Here is a 19126-nt window from a genome sequence, read left to right as displayed (position 1 = left end):
GCTAGATCAGCCTTACGGGCCCTGGCCCGAGCGCACTCGGAGCCGTCCTCGGACGCTCCCGGATCGGCCCCGGAGGCCGGTCCGTCCGGTCGCCCGATCCACGTACTCCGGCCCGCCGGTTGCGCACACCCACCTTCCGGACACACGCGTACGGCCCCGTGGACGAAAGCGTCCACGGGGCCGTACGGGGAGTCGCGCACGAGGGAGGAAGGGAAGGAGTCGACGTCGGTCAGGGCCCGCCCGCCCGCTGCCCGCCTCGGGCCGCGCGCTCGGCGGCGAACACGTCCTCCAGGTGGAAGAGCAGCGTGCGACTGGACTTGCCGGCCGGCGCCAGGTGGCCGAGTTGCACCCACTTGCGGATGGTCGCCGGCACCACGCCGGCCTCGATCGCCGCCATCGCGGTGGTCAGCAGCGCCGAGGCGGGCAGCGTTGGACGGCGCACCAGGTCGGTCATCGCGCGGCCGGCCGGTTGTGCGGCCCGTCGAACGCGGCCCGCACGGGCTCGTCGTCGGGAAGGGCGCCGTCGCGGCCGGCCCATTGCTCCTCGGTCCACTGATGCCGATAGGCGTCGTCGGCGGCGCACGCGCATTCGGGCAGGCCGCAGTGGCAGCCGGGATTCACGCACAACACCACTCCCACGAACGGGGCGACCCGCAACGACACCGAAGCGCAGTGCGGGCAACGACCGGGGACCCGCACCAGCGACTCGGCCTCGCCCAGTGCGCCGAGGCAGCGGCGCGCCATGCGACGGGCCTCGTCGGCCACGTGTCGGGCCAGCACCGGGTGCTCGGCGATCCGGTCGAGGCACGTCAGCAGTCGCTCCAGCCGGGTCGGCACCGCGGCGCCCCGGGCGCGAGGCAGGCCGAGTTTCGCCCGTACGGCGTCCTCCAGTTCGAGTACGCCGTCGGTGATGTCGCGGATGGTGTCCGAGACGTAGAGGTTCACCGGGGCCGCCATCGGCGCGGTACCGGACAGCCCGCGTCGCTCGTTCCAGTAGGCGCCGGCCCGATCCGCGAGTACGCGAGCGGCCTGCCGCTCCAGCGCGGCGGCGCCCGGAGGTGCGGCCGTGCCGGTTCCGGCCGTTCTTCCGCCCGCCGGCAACTCGTGTGCCAGGCTCGGGAAACGATCCCGCAGCACGGTCAGGAACCGATGTGCCCGACGGGTGTCCCGGCGGGCCGCGCGGTTGGGGTCGGCCGGCGTCAGCGCGGTGGCGTGGTCCAGGGCCAAGGCGACGTTCACGACTGCTCCTCGGGGGTGTCGATGCCGGAACGGACGGTGACCTCACGTCCGTTGCGCCACAGCCGGCCACCGCTGACACCGTCGAACCAGGTGTGCTCGGGGTCGACGATGGCGAGGCAGGGGGCGATTATCGGACAGTGTTCGCACGCGGCGAGCGCAGGCAGCGCCGCGGTGCGATCGGTGCCCAGAACGGCGTGTTCCGGCAGGCCGATACAGGCTGCGGACAGACGCCAGTCGCGACTGTCCTCGGTCGGATCGGGGAGCGGCGCGAGGGCCGCCGGCGAAGGCTTCCTGCGGATGGGCATGGCGCTCCTGACGGCGTGTTCGGGGAGAACGCGTGAGCCGTGGTGTGACGCGCCAAAACGCTAGGTGATTGCGTGCGCGGTCGCAACAAAGTGATGTGTGATCTGCTCGTCGCCTCTTGTTCCCTTAAAAACTCCGCTCGTTTGGCGGGAGTTGGCGCCAATCTGCGGCAATCCGTGCTGTTGTGGGTATGTTGCGCCGACGCACGTCGCATTGGTTGATGCGTGTGCGCGCGTTATTCTCGGCGCGTCCGGAGGGGAGAGCCGACATGGATGAGAGGGACATCGAGTCCTTCGCGCAGTGGATCGAGGATCTGATGCGCGCCCGCGGATACGACATCGAGAGCCCCCGAGGAGGAGGCAGGACCAGACTCGCCGCAGAAGCCGGCGTTCATCGGGCCGCGATCACGCGGCTGTTGCAGCGAAAGAGCATGCCGGACATCGTGACCATGCGTGCCCTGGCCCCGGCATTGGGCGTGGGCATGCGGGACATGCTGATTCATTCCGGGCGGATGGCGGAGGAAGACCTTCCGGTACCAACGGTCCCGTCGGCGCGTCCGCGTAGAGTGACCGCCGGGAACATGTCCGCTGCCGAGGCGGCGGAACTGTTGGGGGTACCGGAACACAACCGCGCGATGTTCGTCTCGATGACGGAGATGATGTTGCGCGACGCCGAGGTTCGGCCCCAGGCCGGACGGAGGACTGCCGGAGGATAGGTGACGAGTGGGGGCGGAACGCGGTGGGCGCCCGTGGATCCGTGCGAGGGCGGAGCACCATGGCGGATCAGTGGTTGTCGCGGCGGATCGGAGCGCGGGGGTGCGAGCCGTCGACCCGTCCCCGCTCGGGCCGTAAGAGCCGACCCGGCGAGGCATTATGACTCCCCATCACGACCTGCTCGTCGAGGAGTTGCGCGAAGCCCTCGACGGTCGAGTCGCCCCTGTGGTCCTGGCCGGCGTGCTCGCCGACCTCAAGGAGGCCCTCGAGCCCTACCTCGAGGAGGCGTACGCCGACGGCTTCGGCGACGGCTGGCGTGAGGGTGTGGCGGCCGGCGGAGGCTCCGCCGAGTACGCGCCGGTGCCCGGCGGAGACTCGTCCCTACCGCACCTGGAACTGATCGTTCCGTCCGCCGCCGAGATGCGGAACCTTCCCGCGTCCGGCCGCTTCTCCGGTCGCGCCGAGCACGGGGTGGGCGGGCGGCGTCCGGGTCGGCGTCGGCAGCGGGTCGCGGAAGCGGACGGCGAGTGACCGCCGACGGCGCGGCCGGTTTCGAACCCGAGTCCCGCCCGGTGGCGGACGGGTGGGTCCGAATGGCGTACCGACACGCCACCATTCGGGGGGTATTAAAGCGATAAGAACGGTTTGCTTGATCTGCTGAGCCCGTGAACCACATGCTGCGTCGTCGCGGACTCTGGGCCGTCGCGCTCGCGCTGGTCGCCTCCGTCGTCGGGTGTGGAGGCGGCAGCTCGGGCCCACCGGTGCTCAACTGGTACGTGCCGCCGGACAACGGGGCCTACCAAAAGCTCGCCGACCGGTGCAGCCAGGCGTCGGGCGGTGCCTACCGGGTCAAGGTCTCGGTGTTGCCCACCGACGCGTCCGGGCAGCGCGAGCAGTTGGTCCGGCGGCTGGCCGCCAAGGACTCCTCGATCGACGTGATGGCGCTCGACCCGGTCTTCGTACCGGAGTTCGCCGAGGCGGGCTTCCTGCGCCCGTTCGACCCGGCCGAGGCCGCCGTGCTCACCGAGGGCATGCTCAGCAGCGCGGTGGAGTCCTCGGTCTGGCGCGCTCGCCTGGTCGCCGCCCCGTTCCGGGCGAACACCCAACTCCTGTGGTACCGCAAGTCGGTCGCCGCGGCGGCCGGGCTCGACCTGAGCCGCCCGGTGAGCTGGGACGAGGTGATCACCGCCGCGGAGAAAACGCGCAAGACCGTCTCGGTGCCCGCCAAGCGCTACGAGGGCATCACGGTCTGGGTCAACGGCCTGGTCACCGGCGCCGGCGGCGCGATCGTGCGCGACGTGGAGAAGGGCGTCGACCTCAAACCCGCGCTCCAGGAGGGCGGTTCGGGCAAACGCGCCGCCGAGGTCATGCGCCGGCTGGGCCGCTCCCCCGCCGCTCCGGCCAACCTGGCCACCTCGATCGAGGACGACACCAGGACCACGTTCCAATCCGGCTCGGGCGGCTTCATGGTCAACTGGACGTACGCGCGCGGCGCCGCGGCCGAGGCGGTCGACGACGGCCAACTCTCGCGTGAGGTGCTCGACGACTACGGCTGGGCGCGCTACCCGCAGACCGACGCCGGCAAGGCGTCCAAGCCGCCGTTCGGCGGAATCGCCCTGGGGGTCAGCAAGTACGGCAAGCACAGCGCGGCGGCGGTGAGCGCGGTGCGCTGCGCGGGCACGCTGGAGAACCAGATCACCTACATGCTGGAGTCGAAGGAGACCACGGCCAAGGCCGCCGCCTACGACGACCCGCGCGTGCGCGAGGCGTTGCCGATGGCCGACCTGATCAGGGAGTCGCTGGACCAGGCCGGCCCGCGCCCGCGCACCCCGTACTACAACGACGTGTCCGCGTCCGTACAGCGGATGTACCACCCGCCCGCGGACGTCGACCCGAACACCGCCCCGCGCAGAACCGACGACCTGATCACCGGGGTCCTGCACGACCGGGTGCTGCTGTGAGCACGGTATCCACGGCCGGCACCGCGCCCCGGCACAAGAAGCCCCGGAAACAGCGAGATCACGCCCAGCGCATGCGGCGCACCGGGTGGATGCTCTCCGCGCCCGCCGTGTTGATCATGATCCTGGTCGCGATCGCGCCGCTGCTCGACGCCGGTTGGCTCTCGCTCTTCCACAAGCGGCTGACCACCCCGGAGGCGAACTCGTTCGCGGGCCTGTCGAACTACTGGGTCGTGCTCAAGGACCCGCTGTGGTGGACCGACGTGTGGACCACGCTGGCGCTGACCGTGGTGACCGTCTCGGTCGAGTTCGTGATCGGCTTCGGGCTCGCCCAGTTGATGCAGCGCGCGCTCCACCTGCGCCGCACGCTGCGCACTATCGTGCTCGTCCCGTACGGCATCGTCACCGTCGTCTCCGCCTACGCCTGGCGCTACGCGTTCGACCCCTCGACCGGGTTCGTCAACAACTGGTTCGGCACCGACATCGCGTGGTTCGACCACCGCTGGACCGCGCTGTTCGTGATCGCCCTCTCGGAGATCTGGAAGACCACGCCGTTCATGTCGCTGCTGCTGCTCGGCGGCCTCATCCAGGTCTCCTCGGACGTGCACGAGGCGGCGCGCGTGGACGGCGCGGGACCGTGGCAGCGGCTCACCCGGGTCACCCTGCCGATCATGAAGCAGGCGATCCTGGTCGCGCTGCTGTTCCGCACGATGGACGCGTTTCGGATCTTCGACTCCGTGTTCGTGATGACCGGCGGTGCCAACGACACCGAGACGGTGTCCTTCCTGGCTTATCGGCAATTGGTCAGCCGCACCGCGCTGGGCCTGGGCTCGGCGATCTCGGTACTGCTGTTCGCCTGCGTCCTGCTGATCGCGTTCATGTTCATCAAGCTCTTCCGTACCGACGTGAGCAAGCTCGGGAGCCCCGCGTGAGTCAGCCCAGTCCGGCCCGCGAGGGCGCCCGTGTCCTGGTCACCGTCCTGGTGATCGCGATCACCGTGCTGCCGCTGGCCTGGATGGTGTCCCTGTCGTTCAAGGGCGGCGACGACATCAACAACGCGAAGTTCCTGCCCACCACCTGGAGTTGGGAGAACTACCGGACCGTCTTCAAGAACGACCTGTTCACCGACGCGCTGCGCAACTCGATCGGCATCTCGCTGATCGCCACGGTGATCGCGGTCGCGTGCGCGACCGGCACCGCGTATGCGATCGTGCGGATGGAGTTCCCGGGCAAACGGCTGATCCTGCTCGGCGCGCTGGCGATCGCGATGTTCCCGACCATCGCGGTGGTCGGGCCGCTGTTCGACATGTGGCGCCGCATCGGCCTGTTCGACACCTGGATCGGGCTGATCCTGCCGTATCTCTCCTTCACGATGCCGCTCTCGATCTGGACGCTGACCTCGTTCTTCAAGCAGATTCCGTGGGCCCTGGAGGACGCCGCGCGGATCGACGGCGCGTCCGCGTGGCAGGCGTTTCGCTACGTGATCGCGCCGATGGCGGTGCCCGCCGTGGTGACCACCGCGATCCTGGTGTTCTTCTTCGCCTGGAACGACTTCGTCTTCTCCGTGTCGCTGACCTCGACCAACAGCTCCCGTACGGTGCCCGCCGCGCTGGCCTTCTTCACCGGCGCGTCGCAGTTCCAGCAGCCCACCGCCGCGATCGCCGCGGCGTCGGTCGTGGTGAGCATTCCGGTCGTCGTTCTCGTGCTGGTCTTCCAGCGGCGCATCGTCGCGGGCATCACCTCGGGCGCGGTCAAGGAGTAGGGACCGATAGATTCTCGCGCCATGAGCGAGCGGAACAGACGTGTCGGTGTCATGGGCGGCACCTTCGATCCCATCCATCACGGGCACCTCGTCGCCGCGAGCGAGGTCGCGGGCCAGTTCGGGCTCGACGAGGTGGTGTTCGTGCCGACCGGTCGGCCGTGGCAGAAGTTCGCGCAGGACGTGTCCTCGCCCGAGGACCGCTACCTGATGACGGTGATCGCCACCGCGTCCAACCCGACCTTCTCGGTCAGCCGGGTGGACATCGACCGCGAGGGCGAGACGTACACCCTCGACACCCTGCGCGACCTGCGCGAGTCCTCTCCCGAGGGGACCGAGATATTCTTCATCACCGGCGCCGACGCGCTGTCCCAGATCTTCTCCTGGCACAACGCGCACGAGATGTTCGAGCTCGCGCATTTCGTGGGTTGCACCCGTCCGGGGCACACTCTGTCCGACCCGGGTTTCCCGGACGGGGGCGTGAGCCTGGTCGAGGTCCCCGCGCTGGCCATCTCGTCGACCGACATCCGTGCAAGGGTGGCCGGGGGTGATCCGGTCTGGTACCTGGTGCCGGACGGGGTCGTCCAATACATCAGCAAGCGGCGGCTGTACCGGGGAGCTTCGTGAGCAACGACGACCGGCGCGAGTGGGAGCCTTACGGCACCGAGCAAGGGGACGGCGGACAGGCGCAGGAGCCGTACGGCACCGAACGAGGCGACGGCGGACAGGTCCAAGGGCAACAGCCGGGATACGGCTCGTACGCGCCCGACGGCGGCTTCACGGGATACGACCCGCAGCCGCCGGCGGCGCCGGGGTCGGGTCCGCAGGGGCTGGAGCCGGTGTACTTCGCTCCACAACAGCAGTACCCGTACGACCCGAACGCCTACGACCCGAACGCGTATCCGCCCGGGACCTACGCACCGGGCGGCTACGAGTCGACCGGCTACGAGCCGAGCGCGTACGACCCGGGCACCGGCGCGGGGACGTACGACCCGAACGGCTACGGCACCGGCGGCGCGGGCCAGGGCGGCTACGACCCCAACGCGTACGACCCCAACGCGTACGACCCCAACGGCTACGACCCGACGGGTCGACCGGCCGAGGCATATCCGCCGCAGGGCGGTCGGGGCGGGTTCGCCGACCCGCAGCAGGGCTACTACGAACAGCAGCAGCCCACGGCGTACTACGAGCAGCCCGCCGCACCTCCCGCGCCGCCTGTGGTGCCCGGAAGCCGACCCGAGCCCGCGCCCGGTCCCGCCGCGCCGCTGCCGTCGGCCGGAACGGACCCGGCCTCGACCGGGATCGCGGCGGGCTCGATCCCGGTGCGCCCGGCCCGGCCGGCCCGCTCGCGGTCGGAGGCGACCGGCGCGGCCACGGCTTCGCCGTCGCCCACGCCCTCGTCCTCGGCCTCGACTTCGACCGAACGCGGGTCCGGGTCCGGCCGGTCCGCGGCCTCCACCGACGACGGCCGGGTGCCGCCGCCCAGGACGCGCAAGCCGGGTCCAGGCCGACCGGGCCGACCCGGTTACGGCTCGGACGAGTTCGCGTTCGTCGACGACGAGAGCGAGCAGGCCGAGGACGTCATCGACTGGCTGTCCTTCGCCGAGACCCGCTCCGAGCGCCGGGACGAGAAGCGTCGGGCGATCCGGCAGCGGCTGATCGCGCTCGCGGTGGTGCTCGCGGTGGCCCTGCTCGGGGTCGGCGGGTACTTCGCGTGGGACACCTGGATGCGCGACGAGAAGTCGGTCGCGGCCCCGGGCAAGAACGGCGGCGTGCTGGTGCAACTGCGCGCCAAGGACGGCAAGGCCGCCGCCAACGTGCTGCTCACGGTCGACCCGGCGAAGAACACCGCCTCCATGGTCAGCGTGTCCTCGGTCACCATCGTCAACTCCGACAACAGCTCCTTCCCGCTCGGTCAGCTGATGGCGGACGAGGGCCCGGGCGCGTCCCGGGACGCGCTGTCCGACCTGCTCGGCGTCAGGCTGGACGGCTCGTGGGTGATCTCGGAGCCGGTCCTGCAGGGCCTGGTCGACCTGGCCGGCGGCATCCAACTCAACGCCGATGTCGAGGTCAAGGGCCCGGACGGCAAGGTGCTGGTCGGACAGGGCCGCAATCCCGCGAACGGCGTCGCGGCGCTGGCCTTCGCCGGCTACAAGCAGCCCAACGAGGCGCCCGCGGTGGTCGGCGATCGGTTCGGCCGGGTCCTCCAGGGCCTGCTGACCGCGTTCCCGACCCAGCCGGACGCGGTCCTGTCGCTGCTGGCCAACATGGCCAACGTGCCCGACCCCTCGTTGCCGGACGACAAGCTCAGCGTCCTGCTCGCCAACCTGGCCAAGGCCACCCAGGCGAAGCAGATGCAGGTCCGGGCCCTCCCGGTGTCCGCGGACGGCATCCTGGACACCGCCGCGGCGCTGCCCATCGTGCGCGAGCTGCTCGGCGGCACGGTGCGCCAGGGCAAGGTCGAGGCGGGCCCGGCCCGGGTCATGGTGGAGGACGCGAGCGGCAAGCCCGCCTCCGGTCCGGACGCGCAGGCGCGGCTGCTCAACGCGGGCGTCACGTACGTTCCGGGCGGTGCCTCGGCCAAGCGCACGCAGCCGACGTCGACCGTGCAGTACGCCGACGACGCCCGAAAGGCGGACGCGGAACAGGTGGCGCTGACCCTGGCCCTGCCGGCGACGGCGGTGAAGAAGGCCACCGGCGAGATGCTCGCCGACGTGGTGGTCACGCTCGGCCAGGACTACAACCCGGACAAGCCGTAGCCGTCGCCGCGGTCGTCCCCGACTCCCGGTTCGGGGACGACCGCGGCGTGCCCGGGCGGGTGACCGCCGTGGGATCCGCGAAATAACGGGTGGCCGTCCGAGGCCCCGCGTGTGAGACCCTGAACGGTAATCCCCTTGTCGTCCGCAGGAAGCGAATCGTGACCGCAACCCCCCACGCCCTGGAGCTCGCCACCGCGGCTGCCGTGGCATGTGCAGAGAAGCTCGCCACCGACGTCGTCGCCTACGACGTGAGCGAGGTCGTCACGATCACCGACGTGTTCGTGCTCGCCTCCGCGTCCAACGACCGCCAGGTCAAGGCGATCATGGACGAGGTCGAGGAAGCGTTGCGCGGGCTCGGCGCCAAGCCGGTCCGGCGCGAGGGCGAGCGCGAAGGGCGCTGGATCCTCCTCGACTACATCGACATCGTGGTGCACGTCCAGCACGCCGAGGAGCGGGCCTACTACTCGCTCGAGAAGCTGTGGAAGGACTGCCCGCGGATCGAACTGCCGGAAGCGGTGCGGCTCGGCAACGAGCAGGCCAAGGCCGCCGAGGCGGCGGAGGGCGCGCTCTGAGCGGGAAGGGGCGCCGTGTCCTGCTGTGGCGGCACGGCCAGACCACGTGGAACGTCGAGCGGCGCTTCCAGGGCCAGACCGACATCCCGCTGACCGAGGCGGGCCTGGGCCAGGCCCGGCGCTCGGCCCGGCTGCTCGCCGCGCTGCGTCCGGACGCGATCATCGCCTCGGACCTGATCCGCGCGGTGGACACGGCCGCCGAACTGGCCCGGCTCGTCGACGTCCCGGTGACGCTGGATCCCGCGCTGCGCGAGACGTACGCGGGGGAGTGGCAGGGGTTGACCAACCGGGAGATCGAGGAGACCTTCCCGGAGCAGTTCGCCGCCTGGCGGCGCGGTGAGCCGGTGCGACGCGGCGGCGGCGAACTGGAGAGCGAGGTCGCCGACCGGATGGCTCAGGCGATCGACCTCGCGGTGGAGAAGCTGCCGGAGGACGGCACGCTGGTGGTGGTCTCGCACGGCGGCGCGATCCGTTGCGGACTCGGCGCGCTGCTGGGCCTGCCCCGGGAGACCTGGGGCGCGCTGGGCGCGCTGTCCAACTGCTGCTGGTCGGTGCTGGGCCCGGGCGTACGCGGATGGCGGTTGTTGGAGCACAACGCCGGCACCCTGCCCGAGCCGGTCATCGGCGACGACGACTGAGCCACGCACGACCAGGACGATCTCGGAGTCGGCGGCGCCCCGACGGGCGCCGCCCCTCGACTCCTGGATCGTTTTTTCATGTGCGCCCGCCGGTGAGGCGGGCGCTCACTCCTCGCCCGCCTGTTTGCGGTACAGCTCCTCCAGATCGGCGAGCATGCCGTCGGCGAGATCACGCTCGGCCTGCCAGTAGCGCTCGCTCCACTTGAGCACCAGGGCCGGGAACGGCCAGCGGTCCTGTGCCGAATCCTCGCTCGCGCGCACCTCGTCCAGCGTGGTCGCCGCGTAGTCGCGGTGCTCCACCAGGGTCTTGCGCAGCTCCTCGGGCTCGCTGAGGTGGCCGAGCCAGACCCGGAGCGCGACGCCGTGCTTGAGCACCGGCGGCCCGGCCGGGGTGTCCCGGGCCCAGGTGGCCAGCGCCTCCTGACCGGAATCGGTGATCCGGTAGAGCCGCTTGTTGCGCAGTTCGTCCTGGGAGGCGATGCGCGAGACGGCGAAGCCGAGCTGCTCCAGGCGCTTGAGCTCGCTGTAGATCTGGCTCAGCGCCGGGCTCCAGTAGAAGAAGCGCAGGGAAGCGTCGGCCCACTTCTTGAGGTCGTAGCCGGAGCGCTCGCCCGGGAACGACAAGAGGCCGAGCACGGCCCACGCGGTAGCGGGCAGCTTCGGGAGCGGATCCCCCGTCATCGTGGCCTCCATCGGTGCGCGTTCGGTACGCGTCAACTTTTTCTGATTCTACGTCAGCCGGCTATTGACCTGACTGGTCGTCATATATCTAATTGAAGTATTCCACGCCACGCGCACCAGGAGTACGGCATGCAGTTCTCGATGATCTTCGAAGCCCAGATGGCCAACCCCACGGCGGAACACGAGCGCGAGGTCATCCTCAACTCCGTGGATCAGGCCGTATACGCCGAGCAGATGGGCTTCGACCGGATCTGGGCCGTCGAGCACCACTCGACCAAGTGGTACTCACACATGAGCGCGCCGGAGATCTTCCTGACCTGGGTCGCCGCGCGGACCAGCCGGATCCGGATCGCGCACGGCGCGGTCTGCATGCCGTTCAACTTCAACCACCCGGCCCGGGTCGCCGAGCGGATCGGCATGCTCGACACGCTCTCCGGCGGGCGGCTCGACGTGGGCGCGGCCCGGGGCGGCACGCTCCAGGAGTCCACGCTGTGCGGCGTGGACATCGAGCAGACCAAGGCCCAGGTCGAGGAGGCGCTGCGGATCATCGGCGCCGCGTGGCAGCGGGACGAGCTCGAATGGCACGGCGACGTGCTCGACATCGAGGGCTCGCACCCGATCCTGCCGCGCCCGGTGCAGACCCCGCACCCGCCGCTGTTCCTGGCCTGCAGCAAGCAGCCGAGCCTGGTCGAGGCGGCGGAGTACGGCGTCGGCGCGCTGGTGCTCGGCTTCGCCGGTCCCGAGGAGGTGGCGAACCTCAACCAGATCTACCGGGACGCGATCAAGGAGCGCACCGGCGAGCGGTTCGTGTCCACGGTCACCAACGACCACCTGGTCGCGCTGTGTCCGACGATCGTCTCCGAGGACGGCGCCCGCGCCCGTCAGGTCGGCGCGCGCGGTCAGCGCTTCTTCGCGCAGTCGATCGCGCACTGGTTCTCCGGCGGCAAGTCCGGCATCCCGGACGAGGCCGTGGTCGAGGGCCGGGACGAGGTGGCGATCATCAACGAGGCCGCCGAGCAGCAGGTCGCGATGCTGCACGAGGCGAAGATCCCGGTCACGGTGAACGCGACCGCGACGTACAACATCAACCACGCCTACGGGACGGCGGAGGACGCGATCGGCTACGTGCAGAAGCTGATCGACGCGGGTGCGGACGAGATCATGTGCCTGATCCAGATGGGCACGATCCCGCAAGAGGACTGCATGGAGACGATCCGGATCTGGGGCGAGAAGGTCATCCCGCACTTCCGGGCCAAGTACGGGGCCTGACGGGGATCGAGACTTCGTCCGGGGCGTGATACGCACCCCGTGGTCGCCTTGGACGAGGAAAGCGCGGCCGGATCCGGTGCGGAGGACCGGGTCCGGCTGTGTTGGTTGGGCGACTTCGTCGGCGGCTCGCGAGGGGGTGGGGTGGGTCGTGGGTCGTGGGTGGGGGCGTGGGGTGGCGGGGCGGAGTCGTGGGTGAGGCGATGCTGCTTGTTGGGCGACTTCGTCGCCGGCTCGCGAGGCACCGCTTTTTCTTTCCCCCGCTTCGCTCCTCCAAGAAAAAGCGGTGCCTCGCTCGGGGCTTCGTGTCCCTCCGCTTCGCTCCGGGCCACGAAGCCCAAGTTCTGCGGCTCCGCCGCTCTCCGCGCTTCGCGCGTCGATCGCTGGGGTGGGGGTGGGTCGGGGGCGCTGACGCGCCTGGGTGGTTTCGGGTGGAGGTTGGGGGCGTTGGGCGGTCGGTGTGGGCGTGGTCGGGGCTGAGGCGGACGTCGTGGAGGTGGTCGGTGTGGGTGATCTGACGGGCAAGGTGGCGATTGTCACCGGGGCGGCGCGGGGGCAGGGGGAGGCCGAGGCGCGGCTGTTGGCCGAGCGTGGGGCGAAGGTGGTGCTGACCGACCTGCTGGAGGACGAGGGGACCGCGGTCGCCGCCGGGATCGGGGACGCCGCGCGGTTCGTGCGGCACGACGTGTCGGACGCGGGGGACTGGGCGGCGGTCGTCGAGGTTGCCGTGCGCGAGTTCGGCGGGGTGCACGTCCTGGTCAACAACGCGGGCATCATGTGGACCAAGCCGATCCTGGAGGAGACGCCCGAAGGGCTGGATCGCATCCTCAAGGTCAATCTGTTCGGGACGTTCCACGGCATCCAGGCGGTGGCCCCGCTGATGCGCGCGAACGGCGGCGGCTCGATCGTGAACATCTCCTCGCTCGCCGGGCTCCAGGGCATCCCGGGGCACGCGGCCTACGGGTCCTCCAAGTGGGCGATCCGCGGGCTGACCAAGACCGCCGCGCTGGAGTTGGGCGAGTACGGGATCCGGGTCAACTCGGTGCATCCGGGCGCTGTGGACACCCCGATGGTCGGCAACCGCTTCACCCGCGGCGCGGGCAACTTCCCCACCGTGCCGCTGCGTCGGGTCGGTGAGCCGGAGGACATCGGCGCGTTGGTGGTGTTCCTCGCGTCGGACGAGTCCTCGTGGATCACCGGGACCGAGTTCGTCATCGACGGTGGCTCGACGGCGGGCATCGTGCCCCCGGTCCGGGGGTAACGGCCGCGCCATGCGGCGGCCGATGGGCAACCGTTCGTTTGTCGTCCGATTTGCTTAGTTGTACTATGCAAATTGCGAGCCGAGAAGTCGGCAGGCACAGATCGAAGGAACGCATCATGGCTGAACTCCAGGGCCCCAACCTGACCGACAAGGTCGTCATCGTCACCGGTGGCGCCCGCGGCCTGGGTGCCGCCGCGGCCGAGCAGATCGTCGCAGGCGGTGGGCGGGTGGTCGTCTCCGACCTGCTCGACGAGGGCGCCGACACTGCCGCCGCGCTGGGCGCGAACGCGCGCTTCCACAAGCACGACGTGACCAGCGAAGAGCAGTGGAAGGCCGTCGTGGACTTCACGATCGCCGAGTTCGGCCGGGTCGACGGGCTGGTCAACAACGCCGGCGTGGCAACCGGCGCGATGTTCGACACCGAGACGCTCGAACACTTCGAGTTCGTGATCAAGGTCAACCTGACCGGCGTCTGGCTGGGCATGCAGGCGGTCATCCCGCACCTGAAGGCGGGTGGCGGCGGCTCGATCGTCAACATCTCCTCCGCGGCCGGACTGATGGGCCTGGCGATGACCGGCTCCTACGGCGCGTCCAAGTGGGCCGTGCGCGGGATGAGCAAGGTCGCCGCGGTCGAGCTGGGCAGCTCCAAAATCCGGGTCAACTCGGTGCACCCCGGCATGGTCTACACACCGATGACCTCGTCCGTGGGCATTCTGCAGGGCGAGGGCAACTACCCGAACACCCCGATGGGCCGGGTCGGCGAGCCGAGCGAGATCGGCTCCGCGGTCGCCTTCCTGCTCTCCGACGCCGCCTCCTACGTGACCGGCGCGGAGCTGGCCGTGGACGGCGGCTGGACCACCGGACCGACGGTCAAGTACGTCATGGGCGGCTGACCGGGGTGCGGGTCGTCGGGGCGAAGCGTTCACACCCATCGAGGAAAGGTGACCAGTCATGGCGGATCTGACCGGCAAGGTCGCGATAATCACCGGCGCCGCACGCGGCCAAGGCGCGGCCGAGGCGCGGCTGTTCGTCGCGAACGGCGCCCGGGTCGTGCTCACCGACCTGTTGGCGGAGGAGGGCACGACGCTCGCCGCGGAGCTGGGCGAGGCCGCGCGCTTCGTCCGGCACGACGTGTCGGTTCCGGCGGACTGGGCCGAGGTGGTCGCCGTAGCCGTCGCCGAGTTCGGCGGGCTGGACATCCTGGTCAACAACGCCGCGATCTACTGGACCAAGGGCTTCGCGGACGAGACGCCCGAGCGGGTCGAGCGCATCCTCCAGGTCAACTTCTTCGGCGTCTGGCACGGGATGCAGGCGGTGCTGCCCGCGATGAAGGAACGCGGCGGCGGCTCGATCGTCAACATCTCCTCGCAGGCCGGCCTGGAGGGCATGCCGGGACACGCGGCCTACGGCGCGACCAAGTGGGCCGTACGCGGCCTGTCCAAGACGGTCGCGCTGGAGGTCGGTGAGCACGGGATCCGGGTCAACTCGGTGCACCCGGGAACGATCGACACCCCGATGATCGCCGCGGTCGGCCTGGAGCAGGGGCCGGGCAAATTCCCGTCCGTGCCGCTGCGCCGGATCGCCGCGCCGGAGGAGGTCGCCGAGGTGGTCGCCTTCGTGGCCTCGGACGCGGCGTCCTACCTGACCGGTACCGAGCTGGTCGTCGACGGCGGTGCGATGGCTGGGATGATCCGGCCCGTCGGCAGCTTCTGAGTGCGCGTCGGGACTCGCGGAGGCGCTCCGCGGGTCCCGGGTGCCGCGCGAACGGCGCCGGGAAAAGGCGTTTGGATGCGGCGCGGGGGAGCGTGTAAAGTACTCGTGGTCGAGCGGGTGAGCCCGCCGGCCCAGTTGAATAGCGGGGCTGTAGCTCAGTTGGTAGAGCGCTTGCATGGCATGCAAGAGGTCCGGAGTTCAATTCTCCGTAGCTCCACAGACAAGACCGCCTCCCGGATTCGTCCGGGAGGCGGTCTTTTTTGTGCCCGTGGGCCGGTCGGAGTCATCGAGCGCCGGATGTGCGATGGATGGGGAAAGGTGTGAAAGGCGCGTTCCGGGCATTGTCTTCCCGTGGCCACGACGACGGAGGTGGGCGTGCGATGACGGAGAGTCGGTTCTGGGAGCGGGCGATGGACCGGGCGGTCGTGCCCGGATACAGCCGGTTCGGGTACCGGGTGCGCCGGCGGGCCGGGTTTCCCGCCGACCCCGAGCCGGCCGCGCTCAAGGGGCGGACCGTCGTGGTGACCGGGGCGTCGTCGGGGATCGGCGAGGCGGCCGTGACCGGCCTGGCCAGGCTCGGCGCGACAGTGGTCCTGGTGGGCCGGAACGAGGAGCGCGCCGAGGCGGCCCGCCTGCGGGTGCTGGAGCTGGTACCGGGCGCCGAGGTGACCGTGCGGCGCTGCGACATGGGCAGCCTGCCGGACGTGGCCCGGTTCGCCAAGGAACTGCGCACCGAGCACGGCCCGCTGCACGCCCTGGTGCACAACGCCGGCACGATGCCCGAGGTGCGCACCGAGACCGCCGAGGGGCACGAGTCGTCACTGGCCGTGCACGTGCTCGGGCCGCATCTGCTCAGCCGACTCGTGGCCGCCGACCCCGCGTCCTGCGCCCGGGTGGTGTGGATGAGTTCGGGCGGGATGTACACCCAGCGGCTGCCGGTGGACGACATCGAGTACCAGCGCGGCCCGTACAAGGCGGCCGTCGCGTACGCGCGGACCAAGCGCATGCAGGTGGTGCTGGCCGAGTTGTGGGCCGAGCACCTGGGCGCCGGCGGCCCGGTCGTGCACGCCACCCACCCGGGCTGGGTGGACACCCCGGGCCTGCGCACCTCGATGCCGACCTTCCGCCGGCTCACCGCGCCGCTGCTGCGCACTCCCGAACAGGGCGCGGACACCGCCGTGTGGCTGTGCGCGGCCGACGAACCGGGCCGCAGCACCGGCCTGTTCTGGCAGGACCGGACCCCGCGACCGACCCACTACCGCTCGGCCACCCGGGAGAGCCGGCCGGACCGCGCCTGGTTCTGGCGGCGCTGCCAGGAACTGACCCACCCGTGGGCGGGGGAGTGCGGCGGTCGCGCGGACTGATCCCGAGGCGACCCGGGACCGGAACCCGGTGCGGCCTCGTGCCGACCGCGTTTTCGGCCCCGGGTCGAGACCGAGCCCCGGTCCGAGTCCGCGGCCGTCCCGGGTCTGGCCCGCCCTGGCCCGACCCCCGTACCCGCCCCGGCCCTTTTCGACCGCGCTCAGGCGAGCGGGAACGCGACCCCGTGCTCCTCGATCGGGCGCGGCCCGTGGATGCGGCGGTCGGCCTCGGCGATCACCGCGTCGTTGATGCTCGCCTCGCGCCGCCGCATCAGGCCGTTCTCGTCGAACTCCCACAATTCGTTGCCGTAGCTGCGCCGGAAGCCACCCGCGCCGTCGTGCCACTCGTACTGGAAGCGGACCGCGATCCGGTCGGCCGTGTACGACCACAACTCCTTGCGCAGCGCGTAGTCCCGCTCGCGGGCCCACTTCTCGGTCAGGAAGGCGACGATCGCCGCGCGCCCGGTGACGAACCGGTCGCGATTGCGCCACACCGAGTCGGGCGTGTACGCGAGCGCGACGCGTTCGGGATCGCGGGTGTTCCAGGCGTCCTCGGCGGCCTGCACCTTGGCGAGCGCGTCGGCCTCGGTGAACGGGGGCAGCGGCGGCCTCACGCGGACCACCCCGACGCCTCGATCACATCGACGAAGTTCGTGCGCTCGAAGCCCGGCACGAACCGGTCGAGCACATCGGCCTTGACGTTGCCGAACGTGGTCTGCGGGCGGTGCTCGATGCCCTCGGTGAAGGCCCGCAGGATCCGCCGCCGGAAGTCCGGGCGCGGATGCGCGGCGACCACGGCGGCGCGCGCCTCGGCCGGGATGTCGTCGAGGCCGATGCCGAGTACGTCCAGCTCGACGCCGGCGGTTACCAGCGCGACCTCGGGCTCCATCCGGGCGGGGATCCCCGGTGTGGTGTGCAGCGCGATGGCGGTCCACACGATCCGCGCGGAGTCGGCGGGCAGGCCATGCCGCAGCAGGAAGTCGCGGGCCGCGTCGGCGCCGTCGAGCTCGAAGCGCTGTTGCGAGGCCCGGTACCCGGCGGTCAGCCCCAGGTCGTGGAACATCGCGCCCACGTAGAGCAGTTCGGGGTCGAAGTCCAGGCCCCGGCGGCGGCCCTGAAGCGCCCCGAAGAGGTACACGCGGCGCGAATGGTCGTACAACAGCGGGCCGGCGATGTCCCGGACCAGTTCGGTGGCCTCCTTGGCGAGCGCGCTGTCGGGGATGTCGACGTCGGCGATGCGGTCGGACATGAGGGCGGTCCTTTCCGAGGTGGGAGCGGCTGGTGTTCGTGGTTCGAGCCTGGCCCCGGATGCCCCTCCGACGCCATGTCCATCCGGACACCGATCCCTCGGATTCGGACACGGCCGGCGGGTAGCCTCGAAGTCATGCGACCTAGGAACGTGACGGTGCTCGCGTACGACGGAGTCCGGCTGATGGACGTCACCGCGCCCCTGGAGGTGTTCGGGACGGCCGCGCGGATGGGCGGCGCGTACACGCTGAAGCTGTGCTCGCCGACCGGTGCGCCGGTGACCACGTCCGCGGGCACCCGGCTGCTGGTCGACGCGGCCGCGACCGAGATCGACGGCACCCACACGCTGGTCGTGCCGGGATCGGTCGACTTTCCGCAACACGCGCCGCCGTTGCCGCTCCTGGACGCGGTGACCGCGCTCGCCGCGACCTCCGAGCGGATCGCGTCGGTGTGCACCGGCGCGTTCCTGCTCGCCCGGGCCGGGCTGCTGGACGGGCGCCGGGCGGTGACGCACTGGCGGCACGCGGCGACCCTGGCCCGGCGGCATCCGGGCGTCACCGTCGAGCCGGACGCGATCTTCGTTCGGGACGGCACGGTGTACACGTCCGCGGGGGTGACCGCCGGCATCGACCTTGCGCTCGCACTGGTCGAGTCCGACGAGGGCGCCGACCTGGCCCGCGAAGTGGCCCGCGACCTGGTGGTGTTCCTGCGCCGGCCGGGCGGCCAGTCGCAGTTTTCGGTACCCTCTCGCGCCCGCGCCGCCGCCGACGACCCGCTGCGACCGGTCCTGGACGCGATCGCCACGGACCCGGCGGCCGACCACTCGCTGCCCGTGCTCGCCCGCCTCGGGGGCTTCAGCCCGCGCCACCTCACCCGCCTGTTCCACGAGCGGGTCGGCTCGACGCCGGCCGTCTACGTCGAGGCCGTCCGGATCGAGGCGGCCCAATCCCTCCTGGCCGCCGGCGCCACCGTCACGGCCGCCGCCACGCACAGCGGCCTCGGCAGCGACGAATCGCTGCGCCGAGCCTTCCTCCGCCGCCTGGGCGTCACCCCCAGCACCTACCGCTCCCGCTTCCGCAGCACCACCCAGCCCGCAGACGCCACCTCCACCACCCCCAGGCGCGTCAGCGCCCCCGACCCGCGCCCACCCGAGTGATCGACGCGCGAAGCGCGGAGAGCGGCGGAGCCGCAGAGTTTGGGCTTCGTGGCCCGGAGCGAAGCGGAGGGACGCGAAGCCCCGAGCGAGGCGCCGTCTTTTTTCTCGGAGGAGCGAAGCGGGGGAGAGAGAAAAGGCGGTGCCTCGCGAGCCGGCGACGAAGTCGCCCAACAAGCAGCATCGCCGCCCCCACGACTCCGCCCCGCCACTCCACGCCCCCACCCACGACCCACTCCGCCCAGGCGCGTCAGCGCCCCCGACCCGCGCCCACCCCAGTGATCGACGCGCGAAGCGCGGAGAGCGGCGGAGCCGCAGGTTTGGGCTTCGTGGCCCGGAGCGAAGCGGAGGGACGCGAAGCCCCGAGCGAGGCGCCGTCTTTTTTCTCGGAGGAGCGAAGCGGGGGAGAGAAAAAAGGTGGTGCCTCGCGAGCCGGCGACGAAGTCGCCCAACAAGCAGCCGCCCCCACGACTCCGCCCCGCCACTCCACGCCCCCACCCAC

At 71.0% G+C, this 19126-nt stretch carries 21 protein-coding genes and 1 tRNA gene; 16 read left to right on the top strand and 6 right to left on the bottom strand.

Translation table 11 applies throughout. The annotated features are described in order from the left end of the window. Nucleotides 1-229: 229 nt before the first annotated feature. The 3 genes from ACIBSV_RS14760 to ACIBSV_RS14750 are packed head-to-tail and all read right to left on the bottom strand — an operon-like array spanning nt 230 to nt 1544. Nucleotides 230-454, bottom strand: a complete 225-nt coding sequence (locus tag ACIBSV_RS14760) for a hypothetical protein (RefSeq protein ID WP_395862851.1) — start codon at nt 452-454, stop codon at nt 230-232. Then, entirely contained in the window at nt 451-1239 is a 789-nt protein-coding gene (locus tag ACIBSV_RS14755) for a hypothetical protein (protein WP_395862849.1), read from the bottom strand. The genes ACIBSV_RS14760 and ACIBSV_RS14755 overlap by 4 nt, the downstream gene beginning before the upstream one ends. Then, nucleotides 1236-1544 (bottom strand): hypothetical protein, encoded by a 309-nt coding sequence (locus ACIBSV_RS14750; RefSeq protein ID WP_395862848.1) that lies wholly within the window; start codon nt 1542-1544, stop codon nt 1236-1238. Before ACIBSV_RS14750 ends, ACIBSV_RS14755 begins: the two co-directional genes overlap by 4 nt. Before the next feature lie 266 nt (nt 1545-1810). Here ACIBSV_RS14750 and ACIBSV_RS14745 point away from each other — a divergent pair, with 266 nt between their 5' ends. The 9 genes from ACIBSV_RS14745 to ACIBSV_RS14705 all read left to right on the top strand — a co-directional run bounded on the left by ACIBSV_RS14745 (nt 1811) and on the right by ACIBSV_RS14705 (nt 9941). After that, nucleotides 1811-2257 (top strand): transcriptional regulator, encoded by a 447-nt coding sequence (locus tag ACIBSV_RS14745; RefSeq protein ID WP_395862846.1) that lies wholly within the window; start codon nt 1811-1813, stop codon nt 2255-2257. Nucleotides 2258-2414: 157 nt separating this feature from the next. Then, entirely contained in the window at nt 2415-2786 is a 372-nt protein-coding gene (locus ACIBSV_RS14740; RefSeq protein ID WP_395862844.1) for a hypothetical protein, read from the top strand. 143 nt (nt 2787-2929) lie between these two features. Further along, on the top strand, nt 2930-4216 hold the full coding sequence (locus ACIBSV_RS14735; protein WP_395863454.1) for an extracellular solute-binding protein: 1287 nt from the start codon (nt 2930-2932) through the stop codon (nt 4214-4216). After that, complete coding sequence (locus ACIBSV_RS14730; protein ID WP_395862842.1) at nt 4213-5145, top strand: carbohydrate ABC transporter permease; 933 nt, start codon at nt 4213-4215, stop codon at nt 5143-5145. Before ACIBSV_RS14735 ends, ACIBSV_RS14730 begins: the two co-directional genes overlap by 4 nt. Then, the gene (locus ACIBSV_RS14725) at nt 5142-5975 is read left to right on the top strand and encodes a carbohydrate ABC transporter permease (protein WP_395862840.1); all 834 of its coding nucleotides are present in this window, start codon (nt 5142-5144) and stop codon (nt 5973-5975) included. The genes ACIBSV_RS14730 and ACIBSV_RS14725 overlap by 4 nt, the downstream gene beginning before the upstream one ends. A gap of 21 nt (nt 5976-5996) precedes the next feature. Continuing rightward, nucleotides 5997-6599: a nicotinate-nucleotide adenylyltransferase gene (gene nadD / locus ACIBSV_RS14720; RefSeq protein ID WP_395862838.1), complete on the top strand. Its 603-nt coding sequence runs from the start codon at nt 5997-5999 to the stop codon at nt 6597-6599. Beyond that, nucleotides 6596-8731 (top strand): LCP family protein, encoded by a 2136-nt coding sequence (locus ACIBSV_RS14715; RefSeq protein WP_395862836.1) that lies wholly within the window; start codon nt 6596-6598, stop codon nt 8729-8731. The genes nadD and ACIBSV_RS14715 overlap by 4 nt, the downstream gene beginning before the upstream one ends. A 158-nt stretch (nt 8732-8889) precedes the next feature. Continuing rightward, nucleotides 8890-9303 (top strand): ribosome silencing factor, encoded by a 414-nt coding sequence (rsfS, locus tag ACIBSV_RS14710; protein ID WP_395862834.1) that lies wholly within the window; start codon nt 8890-8892, stop codon nt 9301-9303. Beyond that, nucleotides 9300-9941, top strand: a complete 642-nt coding sequence (locus ACIBSV_RS14705) for a histidine phosphatase family protein (RefSeq protein WP_395863453.1) — start codon at nt 9300-9302, stop codon at nt 9939-9941. Before rsfS ends, ACIBSV_RS14705 begins: the two co-directional genes overlap by 4 nt. A 105-nt stretch (nt 9942-10046) precedes the next feature. Here the strand turns inward: ACIBSV_RS14705 and ACIBSV_RS14700 are convergent, their stop codons facing one another. Next, nucleotides 10047-10622: a helix-turn-helix transcriptional regulator gene (locus ACIBSV_RS14700; RefSeq protein ID WP_395862832.1), complete on the bottom strand. Its 576-nt coding sequence runs from the start codon at nt 10620-10622 to the stop codon at nt 10047-10049. A 129-nt stretch (nt 10623-10751) separates the two neighbouring features. Between ACIBSV_RS14700 and ACIBSV_RS14695 the strand changes: the two genes are divergently transcribed. The 6 genes from ACIBSV_RS14695 (at nt 10752) to ACIBSV_RS14670 (ending at nt 16226) form a co-directional block, all read left to right on the top strand. After that, the gene (locus ACIBSV_RS14695) at nt 10752-11891 is read left to right on the top strand and encodes an LLM class flavin-dependent oxidoreductase (RefSeq protein WP_395862830.1); all 1140 of its coding nucleotides are present in this window, start codon (nt 10752-10754) and stop codon (nt 11889-11891) included. Between the two features lie 502 nt (nt 11892-12393). After that, a complete protein-coding gene (locus ACIBSV_RS14690) occupies nt 12394-13149 on the top strand; it encodes a glucose 1-dehydrogenase (protein ID WP_395862828.1) in 756 nt (251 codons plus the stop codon). Between the two features lie 116 nt (nt 13150-13265). Further along, nucleotides 13266-14042 (top strand): glucose 1-dehydrogenase, encoded by a 777-nt coding sequence (locus ACIBSV_RS14685; protein WP_395862826.1) that lies wholly within the window; start codon nt 13266-13268, stop codon nt 14040-14042. A gap of 58 nt (nt 14043-14100) precedes the next feature. Beyond that, nucleotides 14101-14862 (top strand): glucose 1-dehydrogenase, encoded by a 762-nt coding sequence (locus ACIBSV_RS14680; protein WP_395862824.1) that lies wholly within the window; start codon nt 14101-14103, stop codon nt 14860-14862. A 144-nt stretch (nt 14863-15006) separates the two neighbouring features. Next, nucleotides 15007-15079: transfer RNA gene (locus ACIBSV_RS14675), tRNA-Ala, on the top strand. Nucleotides 15080-15242: 163 nt separating this feature from the next. After that, the gene (locus ACIBSV_RS14670) at nt 15243-16226 is read left to right on the top strand and encodes an SDR family NAD(P)-dependent oxidoreductase (RefSeq protein WP_395862822.1); all 984 of its coding nucleotides are present in this window, start codon (nt 15243-15245) and stop codon (nt 16224-16226) included. Nucleotides 16227-16384: 158 nt separating this feature from the next. Here the strand turns inward: ACIBSV_RS14670 and ACIBSV_RS14665 are convergent, their stop codons facing one another. After that, on the bottom strand, nt 16385-16837 hold the full coding sequence (locus ACIBSV_RS14665) for a nuclear transport factor 2 family protein (RefSeq protein WP_395862819.1): 453 nt from the start codon (nt 16835-16837) through the stop codon (nt 16385-16387). Then, the gene (locus ACIBSV_RS14660) at nt 16834-17472 is read right to left on the bottom strand and encodes an HD domain-containing protein (RefSeq protein WP_395862817.1); all 639 of its coding nucleotides are present in this window, start codon (nt 17470-17472) and stop codon (nt 16834-16836) included. The genes ACIBSV_RS14665 and ACIBSV_RS14660 overlap by 4 nt, the downstream gene beginning before the upstream one ends. 135 nt (nt 17473-17607) lie before the next feature. Between ACIBSV_RS14660 and ACIBSV_RS14655 the strand changes: the two genes are divergently transcribed. Beyond that, on the top strand, nt 17608-18627 hold the full coding sequence (locus ACIBSV_RS14655; RefSeq protein ID WP_395862815.1) for a GlxA family transcriptional regulator: 1020 nt from the start codon (nt 17608-17610) through the stop codon (nt 18625-18627). Nucleotides 18628-19126 lie beyond the last annotated feature (499 nt).

This window comes from Embleya sp. NPDC050154 (assembly GCF_044460165.1).
Taxonomy (GTDB): Bacteria; Actinomycetota; Actinomycetes; order Streptomycetales; family Streptomycetaceae; genus Embleya.
Note: the sequence above shows the minus strand (reverse complement) of the source record. Positions and strands in the feature narration are given on the sequence as shown.